The organism is Carboxylicivirga taeanensis, from assembly GCF_051851475.1.
Lineage (GTDB): Bacteria > Bacteroidota > Bacteroidia > Bacteroidales > Marinilabiliaceae > Carboxylicivirga > Carboxylicivirga taeanensis.
Genome location: NZ_JBPUSJ010000005.1, coordinates 148,675 through 167,397, shown reverse-complemented (window position 1 = coordinate 167,397; position 18,723 = coordinate 148,675). Strand labels below are relative to the sequence as shown.

General features: G+C 42.7%; 12 protein-coding genes. 5 read left to right on the top strand and 7 right to left on the bottom strand.

All coding sequences use genetic code 11. The annotated features are described in order from the left end of the window. Positions 1 to 39: 39 nt before the first annotated feature. The 5 genes from ACSX1H_RS09570 to ACSX1H_RS09550 all read left to right on the top strand — a co-directional run bounded on the left by ACSX1H_RS09570 (position 40) and on the right by ACSX1H_RS09550 (position 9,016). On the top strand, positions 40 to 2,190 hold the full coding sequence (locus ACSX1H_RS09570; RefSeq protein ID WP_439183637.1) for an ATP-grasp domain-containing protein: 2,151 nt from the start codon (positions 40 to 42) through the stop codon (positions 2,188 to 2,190). Between the two features lie 290 nt (positions 2,191 to 2,480). Beyond that, positions 2,481 to 3,518: a tRNA 2-selenouridine(34) synthase MnmH gene (mnmH, locus tag ACSX1H_RS09565; protein ID WP_439183636.1), complete on the top strand. Its 1,038-nt coding sequence runs from the start codon at positions 2,481 to 2,483 to the stop codon at positions 3,516 to 3,518. Further along, positions 3,496 to 4,536 carry a selenide, water dikinase SelD gene (gene selD / locus ACSX1H_RS09560; protein WP_439183635.1) on the top strand — a complete coding sequence of 347 codons (1,041 nt, stop codon included), beginning with the start codon at positions 3,496 to 3,498 and terminating at the stop codon, positions 4,534 to 4,536. The genes mnmH and selD overlap by 23 nt, the downstream gene beginning before the upstream one ends. Before the next feature lie 96 nt (positions 4,537 to 4,632). Next, positions 4,633 to 6,474: a sulfatase family protein gene (locus tag ACSX1H_RS09555; RefSeq protein WP_439183634.1), complete on the top strand. Its 1,842-nt coding sequence runs from the start codon at positions 4,633 to 4,635 to the stop codon at positions 6,472 to 6,474. Between the two features lie 103 nt (positions 6,475 to 6,577). Continuing rightward, a complete protein-coding gene (locus ACSX1H_RS09550) occupies positions 6,578 to 9,016 on the top strand; it encodes an ABC transporter substrate-binding protein (RefSeq protein ID WP_439183633.1) in 2,439 nt (812 codons plus the stop codon). A gap of 69 nt (positions 9,017 to 9,085) precedes the next feature. Here ACSX1H_RS09550 and ACSX1H_RS09545 read toward each other — a convergent pair whose 3' ends face one another. The 7 genes from ACSX1H_RS09545 to asnB form a co-directional block, all read right to left on the bottom strand. Next, complete coding sequence (locus tag ACSX1H_RS09545) at positions 9,086 to 9,313, bottom strand: immunity 17 family protein (protein WP_439183632.1); 228 nt, start codon at positions 9,311 to 9,313, stop codon at positions 9,086 to 9,088. Positions 9,314 to 9,331: 18 nt separating this feature from the next. Beyond that, positions 9,332 to 10,672 carry a Trk system potassium transporter TrkA gene (trkA, locus tag ACSX1H_RS09540; protein WP_439183631.1) on the bottom strand — a complete coding sequence of 447 codons (1,341 nt, stop codon included), beginning with the start codon at positions 10,670 to 10,672 and terminating at the stop codon, positions 9,332 to 9,334. A gap of 96 nt (positions 10,673 to 10,768) precedes the next feature. Beyond that, on the bottom strand, positions 10,769 to 12,847 hold the full coding sequence (locus ACSX1H_RS09535; RefSeq protein ID WP_439183630.1) for a ComEC/Rec2 family competence protein: 2,079 nt from the start codon (positions 12,845 to 12,847) through the stop codon (positions 10,769 to 10,771). Positions 12,848 to 12,889: 42 nt separating this feature from the next. After that, positions 12,890 to 14,044, bottom strand: a complete 1,155-nt coding sequence (locus ACSX1H_RS09530; RefSeq protein ID WP_439183629.1) for a sugar transferase — start codon at positions 14,042 to 14,044, stop codon at positions 12,890 to 12,892. Between the two features lie 246 nt (positions 14,045 to 14,290). Continuing rightward, positions 14,291 to 15,748 (bottom strand): class I adenylate-forming enzyme family protein, encoded by a 1,458-nt coding sequence (locus tag ACSX1H_RS09525; RefSeq protein WP_439183628.1) that lies wholly within the window; start codon positions 15,746 to 15,748, stop codon positions 14,291 to 14,293. Positions 15,749 to 15,759: 11 nt separating this feature from the next. Continuing rightward, a complete protein-coding gene (gene nadE, locus ACSX1H_RS09520; RefSeq protein ID WP_439183627.1) occupies positions 15,760 to 16,740 on the bottom strand; it encodes an NAD(+) synthase in 981 nt (326 codons plus the stop codon). Positions 16,741 to 16,752: 12 nt separating this feature from the next. Further along, positions 16,753 to 18,723: an asparagine synthase (glutamine-hydrolyzing) gene (asnB, locus tag ACSX1H_RS09515; RefSeq protein WP_439183626.1), complete on the bottom strand. Its 1,971-nt coding sequence runs from the start codon at positions 18,721 to 18,723 to the stop codon at positions 16,753 to 16,755.

Below are 18,723 nucleotides of genomic sequence, written 5' to 3'. Positions count from 1 at the left end.
TCATTCCTGTAAATTCTCTATCATAAAAACATAATTAACATGAAAGTCGCTCTAATATATAATAAAGACATCAGCGGGGTTATTAACACCTTTGGCATGCAGAACAAAGAGTTCTACAATGAAAAAACCGTTAAAAGGGTCGCTGAGAGTCTTGAAAAAGCCGGACATAACGTGGCCATACTCGATGGCAATAAACAAATAATTGAACGCCTCGAAAACTTTATGCCCCGCGTGAACAAAGGAGAGCAAATGGGGATGATATTTAATATGGCATACGGCATTCAGGGCGAGTCGCGCTACACACACATACCTAGTTTGCTTGAAATGCTTGGTTTGCCTTATGTCGGCTCCTCCCCTTCAGGCCATGCGCTGGCACTCGACAAAGTACTCACCAAAATTATCTGGAAAAACAACGGCCTGCCAACTCCCGATTTTTGGGTCTTTAACAATCATGAGGAGGACATGTCGTCGGTGAAGTTTCCGGTAATTGTTAAACCAAAAATGGAGAGTGTTTCGTTTGGTTTAAAAGTGGTTTATAACCAGGAAGACCTTCGGGAAGCCGTTCATTTTATTGTGGCTGAATTCGGACAACAAGCACTCGTCGAACAATTTATCCGTGGTCGTGAGTTTTGTGTTGGCCTCATTGGCAATTCACCGGTTGAGCCCTTCCCGGTACTCGAAATCGACCTGGAGGGCGACCCAGATGCCATTCAAACAGTTGATGACAAGCAGCATAAACCCAAAAAGAAAGTATGCCCGGCTCATATATCAGAAGAACTGGCCGAAAAGATGCAAAAACTGAGCATTGAGGCCTTCAAATCGCTTAACCTGCGCGACTTTTCACGTGTTGACATTCGCCTCGATGAGGACGATAACATCTACCTGCTGGAAATAAACTCCATGGCCAGCCTGGGTGAAACAGGCTCCTACCCGACAGCTGCCAAGGTGGCAGGCTACAATTTCGAGTCGCTGGTAAATAAAATGCTTGATGTGGCCTCGGTGAGGTATTTTACCAATACACTTCCGCAAACGGATAACCAACCGGCCAATTCCCATCAGAATCAAACATCGCGCATGCGTACCTTTATTAAAACACGCCAGCAGCGCACTGAGAAACTTCTGAAGAAACTGGTAGACACCGATACCTATGTGAGGAATGTTGAAGGAGTGAACTACTGCTCCGGCCTGATTAGTGCTGAATTAAGCCAGTTGGGCTTTACACAGGAGATATATCCGCAGCTCGAGGTAGGTAATATCCTGTACTTTTCCAACTCGTTTAATCAGGAGGTGGACTACCTCATTATACAGCCATTAGATAACCGGATTAAACTGGCCCGACACGAAAATTTCCATGAGCAGGAACAGTACCTTGAAGGTACCGGCATTTGGGAAAACAAAGGTGGTTTGGCTATTTTAATATCGGCCTTACAAGCTTTAAAATTCTCCCGAAACCTCCGAAAACTAAACATCGGTATCCTGCTCATCACCGATTCATCCATCGATGGCCAATACTCCAAGTCCATTATTCAGCAAAAGGCCGAACTGGCTAAATCGGTTATTTCATTAAGCGGGGCCTCTAAAAACGGCGGGCTGATCTTATCACGTTCGGGCTCGGCCATGTATCGTTTAGAAACAAAAATGACCCAAAAAGACAACCCCGAAAACGTGTCTTTAACTGCCATGAACTTTAACAAAACACTGGCAGCCATTAGCGATATTTCGCAAAACGACAGCAATAACATTATTGCACCCTTTGATATTCAATACAAAAGCAACATTTTTAAAAAGTATGCCTATGGTTCAGCAGGTATCAGCGTGCGCTATAATACGCCCGAAGTGCTGGACGAAATTGAGAAAAAGATAAAAAAGATACTGTCCGTACAAAAACGCAGTAAAATATATCAGGTGAAAATTGAAGGCGGCCTAAAACGACCAGCCATGGCGGTATCTGACCAAACTAAACAACTTTACAGCAAGGTGTGCCAGTTGGCTAAACAAATAGATGTTCGCATTAGCGAAGAGCACCGCTGGAGCTCTGCTGATATTTGCCACATTAAAAAAGCGCTGCCTATTATGGATGGCCTGGGGCCCGTTGGCGAGTATTTGCCGTCGGACAATGAACGAATTATCAGACACAGCTTAATAGAGCGCGCCTTATTGGTAGCCCTGCTGTTAAAAGAAACAAAGTGATGACTACAAAGTGTTGAAGCTACCAGAATAAAGCGAAAAATTCTATTCGAGCTTTAAAGCACGGTGGCGAGCTAAATATTTGAGCTAAAAAGCGAATTTAAGTAGAGGCTGTTTTTCACAACAGCCTCTTTTAGTTTGCACTTTGGGGCTGCTGACAGGTGCTTCATTGTCACTTCAAAAATAATTACAAACACAAACCTTAAAACAGGCAGCGGCGGATAAAAGGCTAGCAGGCTACCATCTTTTATCCAACAATGACAACGTATAGAGTAAATCATTAACTTTGCGTCATGCCAAAAGATATTAGCATCGTTAAATATTTGAGTGAATACAACCACGTTCCGTTAGTTGATGTTCGCTCCCCGGGTGAATTTGAAAAAGGACACATCCCCCATGCCATTAATATACCACTGTTTAGTAATGACGAAAGAGCACATGTTGGAACTGTTTATAAGCAGCAGTCGCAAGAGGCAGCTATTGAACTGGGCTACCAGTACGTTACCCCGAAACTACAATGGTTTATAAACGAATCGGAAAAAGTAGCACCTAACAAGAATATTGTGATTCACTGCTGGCGCGGTGGCATGCGTAGCCATGCATTTGCTCAGCACCTAAAAGATAATGGCTTTGCCAATGTATATGTAATCGAAAAAGGTTACAAAGCCTACCGCCACGAAGCACAAAACAATTTTGATAAAGGACAACTCCTTATTTTAGGCGGTTACACAGGCAGCGGAAAAACTCATATCCTCCACAAAATAAGCGAACTGGGACATCAGGTGCTCGATTTGGAAGGCCTTGCCTCGCATAAAGGGTCGGCTTTTGGGAATATTGGCATGAACCAACAACCCACAACAGAACAGTTTGAAAACAATTTGTATTGGCAATGGCGTCAGTTTGACTTTAACCGTCCCATCTGGGTCGAAGATGAAAGTCCAAATATTGGCGATGTAAATATTCCTATGCATCTGTTTCAAAAAATGCGTCAATCCCCCTTATATTTCATCGAGATTAGCACCGAAGAGCGGGCCAGACTGCTGGTTAAAGAATATGCGTTAGGAGATAAAACCCTATTAGAGAGAGGCATTTATCGCATCTCAAAGCGACTGGGGAATGATATAACCCAAATGGCCCTTCAGCATCTGGATAACAATAACTATTATGAAGTAGCCGTGCTAACACTGGGCTACTACGATAAGTATTATAAACGAGGTATCGAAAAAAGAACCACCACGAATATTCATTTCATCCCAATGCGCACTACTGATGCCGTTACAAATGCAGAAACCTTAATATCAATAGTCAATGAGCAACTTGTCAGAAATTAAACTCACACAATATAGTCATGGTGCCGGATGTGGTTGTAAAATTGCACCATCGGTATTAACCGACATCTTAAAAAGCAACATCACACCTGTTATTGACAATAAGTTATTGGTTGGCAACAGTAGCCGCGATGACGCAGCCGTGTACGACATGGGTAATGGAACGGCGATAATCAGCACCACCGACTTTTTTATGCCCATAGTTGATGATGCTTTTACCTTTGGGAAAATTGCTGCCGCTAACGCCATCAGCGATATTTATGCAATGGGAGGACAACCACTGCTCGCCATCGCCATATTAGGCTGGCCAATTAATAAGCTATCGCCGCAGGTTGCCTCACAGGTGATGGATGGTGGACGACAAGCCTGCAAGGAAGCCGGAATTGTGCTCGCCGGAGGACACAGCATCGACAGCCCCGAACCTATTTTTGGACTGGCCGTTACCGGACAAGTAGAGATTGCTAAACTTAAGCGGAACGATACCGCTACCCAAGGATGCAAACTATACCTGACCAAACCCCTCGGTGTTGGCATCTTATCCACAGCTCAAAAGAAAGGCTTATTAAAGGATGAACACGCCTCCATAGCACCCCAATTAATGAGTCAGCTAAATAAAATAGGTCAGCAGTTAGCTGATATAAATGGCATCAAAGCCATGACGGATGTGACTGGTTTTAGCCTTATCGGCCATTTAAGCGAAATGTGTGAAGGCAGTCAGCTATCGGCCAGACTATCGTACGACCTGGTACCCAAACTACCCATGCTCCAGGGCTACATTGAACAAAACTGCATGCCCGGTGGCACCAGCCGCAACTGGTTAAGCTATGGCCACCAGGTACAATTAAAGGACGACAGCTATCGACACATCCTTTGTGACCCGCAAACCAGTGGCGGTTTATTGTTAGCCGTTGAAGAACAGGCATGCGAAGAAGTTGAACAGCTGCTGGAACAGAATGGTTTTAGCCCCGTTTGTTTTGGGGAGCTCCTAAAACAGCAAGACAAGTTAATCTATGTTGAATAAATGGTTGTGAACATCTCTCCCATTTTATGAACCCAGGCTAATCGTTGGTCCGTTGGCTTAAAAGTATCTTTGTTTTATTTACAATTCGAAAACAAAATGATACGACAAGTCTTACTATTACTGGTGTTTATCACCGGCCTTTCAATGAGCTATGCGACGGGCAAAGATAAGCGCCCCAACGTTATTCTGATCCTGACAGATGATCAGGGGTCCATCGACATGAACTGTTATGGCGCCACTGATTTATACACGCCGAACATGGATGCACTGGCTCAATCGGGAGTTCAGTTCAACCAATTTTACGTAGCCGCTCCCGTTTGTTCGCCCTCGCGTGCTTCCATGCTCACCGGACAAAACCCGCACAAAGCAGGTCTGCCCGGCAATGCTTCATCGCAGGAAGGACACGAAGGAATGCCCGGCCAGAAAACAACCATTGCAGAAATCATGAAAGCCAATGGCTACCAAACAGCACACATTGGTAAGTGGCATATTGGCTACACACCCGAAACCATGCCTTTGGGTCAGGGTTTTGACTATTCCTTTGGCCATATGGGCGGTTGCATCGATAACTACTCCCACTTCTTCTACTGGAACGGCCCCAACCGTCATGACCTGTGGGAAAACGGTGAAGAAGTATGGCACGATGGCCAGTACTTTGGTGATCTGATGGCCGATAAAGCCAGGCAGTATATTGAAGAACATAAAAACAAGCCCTTTTTTATGTACTACGCCATCAATATGCCACACTACCCGCTTCAGCCAAAAGGAAAATGGCGGCAACACTATGAGCATTTAGAAATGCCCCGATGCGATTATGCGGCCTTTGTATCAACCATTGATGAATACATTGGTAACCTGATGGCCACACTTGAAGAGCAGGGAATCAGAGACAATACAATCGTTATTCTTCAATCGGACCATGGCCACAGCAATGAAACACGCACTTTTGGCGGCGGTGGCAGCGCCGGCCCCTACCGCGGTTCGAAATTCTCTTTGTTCGAAGGTGGCATTCGCGTACCCGCTATCATTAGCTATCCCAAAAAAATTAAGCAGCAGCAACAGCGCAATCAAATGGCGCTCAACATCGACTGGCTACCAACCATTGCCGACTACTGCGACATCCAATCGCTTCCGAAAGATGTGGAAGGGAAAAGTCTGCGAACCGTGATCGACAAAAACAGCAAGTCCCAACATCAGCAATTTATTTGGAAAAGCGGCGGCAGCTGGGCCATCAGGCAAGGAGACTGGAAATTACTGGGCTACCCGCAGGATAACAGCGGGAAAGGACAACTAGACCCAGATAAGGACCTCTTGTTTTTGGTGAACCTCAAAACAGACAGCACCGAAATGAAGAATCTTCTGCCCCTCTTCCCCGATAAAGCAGAAGCCTTAAAAGCCGAATATTTGAAATGGGAATACGCCAGCATAGATGACATCCCTGTTAAGCGCCAAACATTTAAACACAAGGCAATTGGTAAAGATATTCAACTAACAAAAGCACCACACCCTAAATATAAAGGTAAAGGAGCATCTGCACTTATCGATGGAGAAGCAGGGACACGCTTCCATAATGACGGCTACTGGCTAGGGTTTGAAGGCAATGATGCAGAACTGGTTATTGATTTTGAAACCACCATTACGGCGAACGAAATTACGGTTGGTGCGATGCATCATCCCGAGGCTTGGATCTTCTATCCTGAATACATAGAAGTTAGCTGGTCGGCCGATGGAGAAAGCTACTCACCAGCCCTTAAGCAGGTTATTGATGAGCCACAGCAGCGCCAGGTATATGCTCGCGGGCGATTCAGTATCCAACAAGAGGATATACATGCCCGTTATCTGAAAATTAAGATTAAAAATACAGGGACCTGCCCCAACTGGCATAATGGTAAAGGAAATACATGCTGGATGTTTATTGACGAAGTGACAGTTAATTAACATCTTATACATTATCAGCTAAAAGACTGCACGCGCACATTTTTAATGATCCAAAAAAAGGTTGTATATTCAAAATGTCGAATTAGCATGCAGTCTTTTACTGATGAAACAAGCCCTTATACCACTTACAGCCATTTTTATCCTATTTTTTAGTCAAATAACACTGGCTAACCAGCAAACAGATACAGTAGTTCTGCAGCTCAAATGGCAACACCAGTTTCAGTTTGCCGGTTTCTATGCAGCCATCGAAAAAGGTTTTTATAAAAATGAGGGTCTGGTGGTTATTGTTAAGGAAGGTAATACTTCCATTGATTTTGTGGATGAAGTTATTTCAGGCAGGGCCGATTTTGGAGTAGAGACTGCCAAACTGATAATCGCCAGAAATAAAAACCTGCCGGTGGTAGCTGTGGCAGCTATCTTTCAGCACTCTCCAGAAGTCATCTTAACCCGAAAAGATGCCGATGACATTCGGTATATTGAAGATTTAAGAACTAAGCGCATCTCGTCCGGCCTTAATGGTCTGCCATCAAACAAAGCCCTGCTGGATAAATTTAATATTCCAGAGGAAAATTACATCACCAAAAGCAATGTGGGCTATGTTAATGAACTGATACAAGGCAATACAGACGCCATCTCCACTTACATCACGGTTGCCCCCTACCAGCTGGAACAGGCAAATGTTGAAGTTAACATATTTAAACCGCGCTCCTATGGCATTGATTTGTATGGTGATATCTTATTCACTTCACAATCGATGGTGGAAGAAAATAAAACCATCGCGGATAAATTCATCAAGGCATCGTTGGAGGGCTGGGTATACGCCATGGATAATAAGGACGAGCTGATAAACATTATTATTAAGAAGTATAACCCATCATTATCCCGCGATTTATTACGTTACGAATCACTAACCATGGAAGATTTAGTGATGCCCAAACTGATTGAACCCGGCCATATGAACCCTGACCGATGGGAATATATAGCTGACACCTTTGTGAAGATTGGACTCCTGCAGCCCGATTACTCATTAGATGGCTTTTTATATGAAGACTATCAGCTTTTTAACAACCAACAGATTAAAAAAGCACTGTACTTTCTATTGGCCACAGTGGCCTTATCACTGCTGGCTCTCCTTGTTTTCTTCTTATTCAACAGGCACCTGAAAAAAGCAGTATTACAGCGCACCATCGATCTGTCAGAAGCCAACAAAAACCTGAAGAATGAAATTCAGAGGCGGCAGCTGATGCACAGCAACCTCACGCTAAGTGAGGAACGCTTTAAACTACTGTTTGAAGATTCTCCCATATCGCTTTGGGAAGAGGATTTTAGCGCCACCAGGCAACTGCTTGATCAACTAACCGAAGACGGCATTGAAGACATCGAAAAATACCTCAGAGAACACCGGGAGTTCGTTAAGCAATGCTCACTCAGTGTGAGGATAATAAATGTAAACAAGGCGACCGTTCAATACATGGAGGCTGACGATAAAGCGTTCATCATCAATAATATTGACAAAGTTTTTAACGACGAAGCACTGGATGATTTCACAGAGGAACTGATTGCTTTTTACAAAGGCAACAGCCAGTATGACAGTGAGTCGGAACACCTCACATTTAAAGGAAATAAAATACACGTGTCCGTCACAGTAAAAATACCCGTTGGCTACGAAAAGTGCTGGAGTAAAGTTATTGTATCCTTGATTGATATAACCGATCTGAAAACGACCACCGAGGAGCTGAGAAACAAAGAGGTATTGCTACGTCAGCAAAATGAGGTACTAAAAGGTATTAATGACGAACTTAAAAAAGCAAAGTGTAAGGCGGAGGAAAGTGACCGGCTAAAAACAGCCTTTCTCTCAAACATGAGCCATGAAATAAGAACACCGATGAACGGCATTGTGGGCTTTACAGACCTTCTTAAAGACCAGTGCATCAGCCGGGAAGAAAGAGAGCACTACCTGAATATTGTTGAGGAAAATTCTCAACAACTCCTGCGCATTATTTCTGACATTATCGACATCTCAAAAATAGAGGCTTCACAACTAAAAATTGTGAAAAATAACGTTGCTATTAAGCACCTCTTTGACCACTTGCTGGAGATATTTCAGCTACGCATTAACCGACTTTCCAAAAAAGAGTTAAGCTGCAATTACACCATCGATCCGGCCCTAAGCAATGGTGATTTCACCATTAACACTGATATGACGCGACTGCGACAAGTTCTTACCAACCTGCTGGAAAATGCGGTTAAGTTCACCGAAAAAGGCCACGTTGAATTTGGCGTTGAACTGACGGCCAATAAAAACATGCTTGTTTTTTATGTGAAAGACAGCGGTGTGGGAATTAAACAGGAACGGGTAAAGCAAATTTTCGATCGCTTTTTCAGAGAGGAAGAGCGCTTTGGCGCCAACCTGGGAGGCACGGGCCTGGGCCTTTCAATTGCTAAAAATTTGGTGGAACTATTGGGTGGCAAAATTCATGTTGACAGCACGCCTGGAGTTGGCTCTAAGTTTTATTTTACACACCCGTTTAACCCCAATTAATCCCTCTCTTTCGGAGTGTTTTGGAACGATCGATTGAAAATGGCACTTATTGATGTACGCCAGAAAAAATTAAAATAGCGAAGCTATATCAATTTGTCCAGATAGCACCAGCCAACCAAAACCTGCAAAAAACGCGCCCAGTATCGCATAAAAAATACGTGCCCCATTGCGCCCCATTAACTTAATCATGCTCTGAGCTCTGCGCTGTTTAAAAAACCATTCCCAATTTGTTAGCGAGGCAATAAAAATGAGCACACCAACACCAATCATCAGGTAAAAAAGAATATCCTTATTCATAACTTGGCAGATATGTGATTAACTAAACATTTTTTCAATTTTGGCGAAGCTGGATGGCATGGCAAACAGTACCACTTTATCGTGAGCTTCTATCTCTGTATCGCCACTGGCTATAATGGCTGATTCGCCTCTGATAACACCTCCGATATTGACATCCTTGGGCAGGTTTAATTTTCGTAAGGAGCCTTTGGTAATTTTAGAACCTGGTTGTGCAATGAGCTCCAACACCTCGGCATCGGTAGCTGTAAGGCACTTAACATGCGACACATGCGCACGAAGCGTGTAGCGATAGATGTGACTGGCAGCAATCAGCTTTTTATTGATCAATGTTCCAATACCTATGTTCTCGGCCAAATCGATGTAGTCAATATTCTCTACTTCAGCAACTGTTTTTTTCACCCCCATTTTTTTAGCTAACTGGCAGGCCAGAATATTCACCTCCGAATTACCGGTTACGGCAACAAAAGCATCCATTTTTTTGATTCCCTCATCCTTGAGCAGCTCCAGATTTCGCCCATCACCATTAATAACCAAGGTGTCGGCCAAAGCGTCGGCCAAACGCGCCGCCTTATCCTTATCTATTTCAATCAGCTTAATACTGTATCGACCTTCCAGTTTTTCAGCCACTTTTTTACCTATGCGACTGCCGCCCAGAATCATTACATTTTTAATTTCAAACTGCTTTTTACCGGCGTCTTCCATCACCTGCTTTACTGCCGATTTGGTAGTAATGATATAGACGAGGTCATTGTGCTGAAGCGTCTCTTTTCCTCTCGGAATGATTGTTTCACCATCGCGATTAATGGCCACAATATTGTATTCCTGCTTTTCGTACATAGCCGAAATTTCGGCCAGTGTTTTATTGATAATCGGGGCATTATCACGCACTTTGAGGGCAAACATTACCAATTTACTGCCAGTAAATTCATACATCTGCCGGGTACCTACCTGCTTTAACGAGGCAAATACTTCTTGTGCCCCCAACTGTTCGGGATAAATTAACTCATCAATACCTAGCTTACCGAAGAACTCTTTATTCTCCTCCATCAAATATTCGTGGTTATTCACCCGGGCAATCGTGGTTTTAGCCCCCAGCTGTTTTGCCAGTATACAAGATAGGATACTCATGTCCTGATAGGGAGGCACGGCAATAAAAAGATCACACGACTTGACATTCGCTTCCCGCAAATCCTCAATGGACGAGATGCTTCCCACAATGGTCATCAAATCAAAATGCGCATCAATCTGCTTAAGCTTTTCTTCCTGTTCATCCATTAGAATGACATCATGATTGGCAGCGCATAACATTTTGGCCAAATGTGTTCCTACTTCACCTGCCCCTGCAATAAAAATTCTCATAAGTACCCGTTCTTTTAAAATGTTTTTGCTCGACAAAAACACCGCAAATTAATAGATAATACTACCAATCCTCCAAATAAAAATGGACATAAATATTTAATTGCGACTTAAAGCCATCAGATATGCACCATCTTTGGACACAACATGCACGTTATCAACAGAATCCCTTTCTTCACCTAACCATTTCTTTTGATACCATTTCCACCCGCTGGGTAGAATAATGTGCTTAGCTGGCATTGTTTGTTTTAAATTTTTGAACGACATTGCTGGCTGCCCCATAAGTACAAGGTAATTCACAGGAGTAGCTCTCAGGGTATCTGGCCAATGGGCCCCTTTGGGCAAAATTACCAGCGACTCACCTCCCACTAAATAAACAACTGGTAAGCTGTTAAGTTTATCATTCGTTTTGCTCGCAATGTGGGCTGATTTCGCATTGCAATAGGCCCATAATCCACTAAATGCAAAACTCACCTCTTTCTCTGTCAGGTCAGCATCGCTATAAACAACATTCGCATCGGGCCCAATATAATTCACAACACTTTTATTACTGACCTTAGCTACATACACCACTTCATCGGGTATAAAAAGCTTTCGAACATGAAAGCTGCTCCCCACAATAATAAAAGCCCACAGGGCATATTTCAGGTGATTAAGAAAACGGTAGTTGATATAGACAAGCAAAAGCACAATGGCCCCATAGCACATTGGCAGCTGCCACCAGGCCACATATAAATTATTGATGATGGAAAACGGGAGGGATTCAATCCATAAAGTAACCTCCTCCATTAAACCCAAAAGACTACTGAGGGCCGGAAGAATCAATTGCAAACAAAAGCTGGAAAAGGATAGTAGCGCGCCAAGAAGAGCTAACAGCAGTATGGGGGTTACCAGTGGAATCAACAACACATTTGCCAGCATAAAGTATACCGGAAACTGATGAAAGGCATAGATGCTTATTGGGAGCGTGCCGATTTGTGCAGCCAAAGATACGGCAATGATCGACCACATCCATCGGAAAGGCGGAAATTGAAAATGCACCCAATTATTTATTTTTGGGTAAAACATCACAATAGATGCTACTGCCACGTGACTTAACCAAAAACCAATATTGAAAACAGACAACGGTTCAATAAGAATGATGATAAACATGGACGCTCCAAGCAAATTAAAAATACCAGTTTGCTTGTTCGAAATGCGCCCAAACTCAAGAATTGTAAACATGAGGCTTGCCCTCAACACGGATGGAGAAAAGCCTGTTACACCCGCATAAAACCAAAGACAGGCAATGACGAAAACAGCCATTAAAACCTTTTTTCGTTTAAGCCTTACAAGCGATGCCACACCAAGCAGCAGCATATAAATGATTCCTACATGCAACCCGCTTACAGCTAATAGATGCATGGCCCCGGCCTTTGAAAAGGCACTTTTTTGCTCATAGCTTAAAAGGCTTTTATCACCTAAGAAAAGGGCATTTAAAATGGCTAACTGAGCATCACTGAGTCCACCATTCAAGTAGCTGTTTCGCAAATAGTTTTTAAGCTTTACACTTAACAGAGTTGGATGCAGGTAAGCAGGCTCAACATCTACTACATCCAGGCCTTGCACCAAGTATCGAAAAACTATTCTCTGATTACGCAAATACGTGCTGTAGTCAAAATCAAATCGGGTATCAGGTTTCAAAAATGGAATAAAATGGCCGGACAGATAAAGTTCGTCACCCGTATTATGCTTAGTACTAGGTTCCTCTTTGGGAATATAAATAATGCCTTTACCATCAACGTAACTCAACAATGAATCACAAGCCACTCCTTTCAAAAACACTTCATATTTGTGGTTCTTATCTGTTTCACCTATGAACTGTATCACCTGGACTTGTATGCCTGTTGAACTGTCTGAATCGATACTTGAGGGTTTTCGAAGCTGAAAATAAAGCACAGCAAAAGCAAAAAGCATGATGAAACCGATAAACCCTGAAAAGAACCGGTATCTGTACGTGCCCACTTTATGTTGCCAGAAGACAATAGCACTAAAAGAAACAAATAACGTTATGCAAACAATAGCACTTGCATATACCGATGATGGCAACTTATAAGCGCTGTAAATACCAATGATGATAGGAATAACAATCCTTACAAAAGGAGCCTTCCTGAGAAAAAGGTTTAGCATTGATAACATAAAAATAAATTTATGCTATCTTTTACTCATTATCAATAGTAATTATGAACTCTTTATTTTGCCCGTTAAAATGTTATATACGGCCATTATAAAGTATTTAACATCAGTTAGAAAAGGGGCCTTTTCTTTGGCTGCCATGTAAATCCGCTCGGCTTCTATATTCTGCTCACTATCAGGCATATTTAACGCAACATACGGTGGAATACACCCGGGTTTAAAACGAATGCGTTTTTGCCTTACATCCTCGGGTAATTCATTAAAACGGGTTTGACTCAAGGGACGCACGCCAACTATCGCCAACTCCCCTTTCAGTACATTGATAAATTGAGGAATTTCATCCAGCCAGTATTTTCGGTAAAGACGGCCCCAGTCGGCCAACCTAAAATCATTGGCTGGTTTACCCACTTCATTGTAACCATTAAGTTTCACCACAAAGTCCTGCAAAAATTCAGAATAGGGGTGCATGGTTCGCAATTTATAGACTTTGATGAGCTTACCGTTTTTTCCAATTCTATTCATGGCAAACAAAGGTCCGAATGAAGGTTTTTGGTTGTTGGTTGGCTCGTGGGTTTTCATCACAACAAAATACAGCTTACCTTCAATTTCTTTGTATTCGATAATCTCAAAGCCACAGCTAACAAGGCGTCCGAGCATTTCAGCCATTGTTAACCAACGGAACTTCCCTTTGGTAATGCCAAAGTAGACTTTTTGTACATATCGGATTTTGGGCATCACTCGATGAAAAATAAAACAAAAAAACCAGTAGAGAGATTTAAAAATATTACGCCCGTTGGCAAACAGCTTCCTTTTTCTGATTTGAACGGTTTCAATACATCCAATAAACAACCCTGCATCAGGCAGATTGGCATTGACCCGTTTCAGGAATTTATTGATGTACTTTACATCGTTAATTTGATGAATATTAATTAGACTTCGGGCTCTTTCCGTGGCTCTATTATCCAGTTGATCAATTTTATAGATATCCATCACCCTCACACTTTCCCTCTCTGGTATAACATGTTGGGCAATGTAATCATACACCTTTATGTCCATCTGCTTTAAAAGCGCCTCTTTAGCCTGGCCTGCTTTTGTTTCTTGTTTGGGGCCTGCAGATGAAATAATTGCCAGCTCACTCTGAGTAGTATTTTCGATCTCCTGACTGACTCCTATAGCACTAATTGATTCGATACTTCTCATCCCAGTTGATATCAGTTTATTATAAAACAATGTACGAGTATATTAAGCATTTGTACAGTTCTATTAGACTTTAATCTTCTCAATAGCAACCCTCTAATCACCACCAATCACCACTCGCCATACATATTTCTAACTTCCTGTACGAAAATCCTTCACTAATCAAAAAACATAAAATCGCGATTGATTTTTATGAATTGTAATAAAAAGTAGATTAATGCAACGCATCTGATAGTTGCAACCAGCTACTCATCCTTTTACCTTTTTACCGGTAGCACTCACCTTAATGTCGCTCAAAAACTCAATAACTTTTGGCACCTTATAAATTGACAAACTATCGGCACACACTTTTTTTATATACAACGCAGTCACCTCCGCATGATTCTTATTCAATACAACAGTGGCTTTTACAGCCTCTCCCTGCAAGTCATCCGCTATAGCCTCAACAGTGCAATCAATCACACCATTAATTCCTACAATCACCTCCTCAATCTCTTTAGGGCTCACCCGCCTTCCTCCTACCTTCATAATATCTTTACGACGCGCGGAATGAAAGATAAACCCTTCATCATCCACTGTGGCCAGATCACCTGTGTACAGCCAACCTTTTTTTAGGGTTTCTGCCGTTTCTTCAGGGTCCTCAAAGTAGCCCATCATCACATTATCTCCTTTCGCAATAATTTCGCCTACTTCACCTGCCTTAACCGTTTTTCCTTCCTTATTAACAACCCTTAGTTCAACTCCGGGAATGCCTTTCCCCAATGAACCCAGCTTATCTTTCAACCGGTTTGGAGGCAGGTATGATAAACGGGCGGTGGCTTCTGTTTGCCCATACATAACAATGAAATCAATTGTTGGATGGCAGGCACAAAACTCTTTAATGAAGGCATTATGCAGCTTACCGCCCGCTTGGGTCACATACTTCAGGTTTGGGAACTTCTGCGTTTTGAAGCTCTCTGACTTTCGCAATAAAATTTGAAAATGGCTGGGCACCCCTGCAAAACCAGTGCACTTATACTTTTGCAAATCGTCTAAAACCGAGTTCAAAAAAATAAAAGTGTTATTGAGTACAACACTTCCGCCAACCTTCAAATGCGTATGCAATAAGGACAGTCCGTAGCAATAGTAAAAAGGCAAAACTATTTCGATGATGTCGGTATCTGTAAGGTTCAAATAGGCAACAATTGAATCGGTATTGGCAATAATGTTGCGGTGCGAAAGCATGACCCCTTTAGGTTTTGCCGTTGAACCAGACGTGAAAATGATTTGTGCCAGTTCGCCTGCTTCGCTTGTTGCATAGCTCCATAATGGCGTTTGTGGATGCTGCATTATATCTTCCAGCTCTGCTTCACAAAGTATTATCTCTATGGACGGACTCAACCGCCTTGCCACCTGCTGACTGGCTACCATGCATTGAGCAGCGGAGCAAGCAGCAATTTCCTTGAAATTACCCTCTTCCATAGCTGGATTTAAAGGCACAACAACATTGCCTGACTTCATAATCGCCAAATAAGCGACAACTGAAAGAGCACTATTGGGAAGCATCAATATCACATTATTTCCCTGACCAATGTTTTGTTGGAACCAGCCCGATAGCTTCAATACCCGCTCAATAAGCTGTGGGTATGATAAAGTTGTGTTTCTCCCCAGAATAAAATCGCCCTCACGAGCCAGATGCTCCTGTAACAAATAATCAACACAGTTCATTTAAGCGGCTTTTAATAGTTGTGAATAGGTGACCTCCGTAAATAATCTGTGGTTTTCATTTTACGCTCAAAATTCTTGAATATGCTACTTACTTCGGAGGCATCCTTACCGACCACAGGCCCTACTTCAGCTGGTGCATATTCGCTTTCCCAGGCATGCCACAATAAATCCATTGTTTCAAAAGGCATCTGATAGAAAAACTCTTCCTGCGTTTGCTCTGCCGTATAGGTATCGGTAGTTGGTACCCGGTTAATGATGTCGTGAGGAACACCAAGTACACTGGCCAACTCATAAACTTGTGTTTTATATAAGTTGCCTATGGGCATAACATCTGCACCGCCATCTCCATACTTTACAAAAAAGCCTTGCTTAACTTCATGCTTATTGGGTGTACCGATAACAGCATAATGCCTGGCTTCTGCATGGTAATAAAGCATGGACATGCGGCTTCGTTGCTTAAAGTTTGAAGCCGCCACAATCTGGAGGTATTCATTCAGGGGTAGACGTTCACTTTTTTCAGTGTTATCAGCAAATATAACTGTTACATAAAAAACCGGAGGAAGCTTAGAGTTTAAAAACTCATCGGGAATTCCGATCTTCATCTTATCAGTTTGTGGATTAAACTCCGGTATAACGCGCTTCACCGCCTCATCTCTTCGACTGTAGCAGCCAAACCCCTCAAGTGCTCCACTTATATTTTCTTCTACAACGTCTACACCAAACTTCTGTGCCAGCTGTAACGCTAAAGCCTTACTTTCGTCACTCGAGTCTTTTTCGGGCAACATCACCCCTAACACATTCTTTGCTCCAAATGCCTTCACTGCCAGTGCCAGCGTTACCGACGAGTCTATCCCGCCACTAATTCCAACCACTCCTCCGCGCCGTCGCAGCACTCGATATACATCATCTTTCAACTTTGTTACAATCCGATCAATGGTGGCATCTACATTAGCTAACTTAATTATCTCCTTAGTAAATTTAGGTTTAGTCATTGTTTTGCGTTGTCAAATAATTACTTGTTTATTTTTCACTTCCCCATTCAGGAGGGTCTCCTCGTGCATGGTCCGGTAATCAGATATAAATTGCTTATACAATATTTGTGATGTTAAAACCCCTATTAGAGCCATACTATCTTGCTCTGTAACCGATGGACTTGCCTGTATTTTTTTAAGTAGTGCAGCCACTTTTGCAGGATTAAACAAGCCCGATTGCTTTAAGAAATCAGAATTCAGGTACTCATCCAATAATTGCGGGTCGTGCACAAGCGACTGAGCAACAGGTGCTCTATAAGCCTGTTTTGGTCTGTTGATAACCGAAGGTGGCAATTGGTTTTGCATCATTGTTTTAAGGAGTACCTTTTCGTTTAAGCCCTTAATTTTATAATCATCGGGCAACGTTGCACAAAACTCAACCACACGATGATCGAGAAACGGATAACGACCTTCAACTGAATTGGCCATTGCCATTCTGTCTCCTTGCGAGGAGAGCAGGTAACCCGACATAAACAGTCGGCTCTCGATTAGTTGTGCTTTTTCGAGTACGCTATACCCCTTGACTTCCTCAAACAACCTTTCGGATAAATTCTGTATAGGGTGGTAATTCTCTATGCTTTTGGCAACATCAACTGCCAGAAGATTAGTGAGCTGCTGTCCATTTCGCCACCGCACTAAATGAGAGTAAACCGGCGAATCGGTGTGTTCCAGCTGATAGCCAAAAAACATTTTTAAGTGTAAAGCTGAAGCCCCTTCCAACTGAGGAATATATGGATACAACCTTTTTAGCAAAAGAGGCCTGATTTTGGAATGTGGCTGCCTCGACCAAAACTGTCGAATGATTGCTTCTTTAAAGATATTATAGCCGCCCAATATTTCATCAGCTCCTTCTCCGGTTAAAACGACTTTAATATTGTTTTGTCGCACGAGTGATGATAACAGCATCATTGGAATTGGAGAAGTGCGCAAGAGTGGCGTCTCGGCATGATAAACAGCCAATGGTAACCATTTGGCAATGTCTTCATTGGAGCAGGAAATACTTTTATGGTTGGTGTTGAAAAAACCTGCCACCTCATTCTGATAAGCTGACTCATCAAAAGAGCGCTCATCAAATCCTATTGAAAAAGTATTTAAAATATCGGGCTTTATCTCTTTGACCAAAGCAGTGGTAACACTTGAATCTAAGCCTCCGCTTAAGTAGGCGGCCACCGGCACATCAGCGCGCAAGCGCAACTTCACACTATCCTTCAGCAACATGCGCAACTCTTCAGCTGCCTCGTCTCGCGATCCTTGAAAGTAATTATCAGTAAACTGATGTTTCCAATAGTGTTCAATGCTAAAACCACTGCTATCTGCTTCCAGGTAACAACCAGCAGGGAGCTCTTTAACGCCGTCGAAAAAGGTGCCGGGCGACAGTGGTGCCCAAAAGGTTAATGATTCTTTAAGGCCATAATGGTCAACAGCTCTCTCGACCTGAGGGTGTTCAAACAAGCATTTTATTTCCGATGCATAGATTAATTGATGATTGACCTGAGTATAAAACAATGGTCGAATTCCAAAGCGATCCCGGGCCAAAAAGAGGCGTTTTCGCTTTTCATCCCAAATAGAAAAAGCAAATTGCCCGTTGAGTTGACTCAGACAAGCAGCACCATACTCCTCATACATATGCAGTACCACTTCTGTGTCACTCGATGTTCTGAACTGATGTCCTTTTTTCTTGAGTTTGGCACGCAACTCTATGTGGTTGTAAACTTCACCATTATAGGCAATCCACATAGTACCATCCTGATTAGTCAAGGGTTGCTGCCCCGAACTAAGGTCCACAATACTTAATCGCACACTGCCCATCGCGCACTTTGGGTGAAGATATAGTCCTGTTTCATCGGGTCCCCTATATGCAATGCGTGTCAGCATCTTATTAAGAATAACCTGTTGATGGTCTGCTATAAAGTTATGGTTCAGAAATCCAACAATTCCACACAT

Coding starts and splice junctions, on each gene's coding strand:
- ACSX1H_RS09525 (WP_439183628.1), bottom strand. CDS start 15,748: ATGAACTGTGTTGATTATTTGTTACAGGAGCATCTGGCTCGTGAGGGC.
- mnmH (WP_439183636.1), top strand. CDS start 2,481: ATGCCAAAAGATATTAGCATCGTTAAATATTTGAGTGAATACAACCAC.
- trkA (WP_439183631.1), bottom strand. CDS start 10,672: ATGAGAATTTTTATTGCAGGGGCAGGTGAAGTAGGAACACATTTGGCC.
- nadE (WP_439183627.1), bottom strand. CDS start 16,740: ATGACTAAACCTAAATTTACTAAGGAGATAATTAAGTTAGCTAATGTA.
- asnB (WP_439183626.1), bottom strand. CDS start 18,723: ATGTGTGGAATTGTTGGATTTCTGAACCATAACTTTATAGCAGACCAT.
- ACSX1H_RS09570 (WP_439183637.1), top strand. CDS start 40: ATGAAAGTCGCTCTAATATATAATAAAGACATCAGCGGGGTTATTAAC.
- ACSX1H_RS09550 (WP_439183633.1), top strand. CDS start 6,578: ATGAAACAAGCCCTTATACCACTTACAGCCATTTTTATCCTATTTTTT.
- selD (WP_439183635.1), top strand. CDS start 3,496: ATGAGCAACTTGTCAGAAATTAAACTCACACAATATAGTCATGGTGCC.
- ACSX1H_RS09535 (WP_439183630.1), bottom strand. CDS start 12,847: ATGTTATCAATGCTAAACCTTTTTCTCAGGAAGGCTCCTTTTGTAAGG.
- ACSX1H_RS09545 (WP_439183632.1), bottom strand. CDS start 9,313: ATGAATAAGGATATTCTTTTTTACCTGATGATTGGTGTTGGTGTGCTC.
- ACSX1H_RS09555 (WP_439183634.1), top strand. CDS start 4,633: ATGATACGACAAGTCTTACTATTACTGGTGTTTATCACCGGCCTTTCA.
- ACSX1H_RS09530 (WP_439183629.1), bottom strand. CDS start 14,044: ATGAGAAGTATCGAATCAATTAGTGCTATAGGAGTCAGTCAGGAGATC.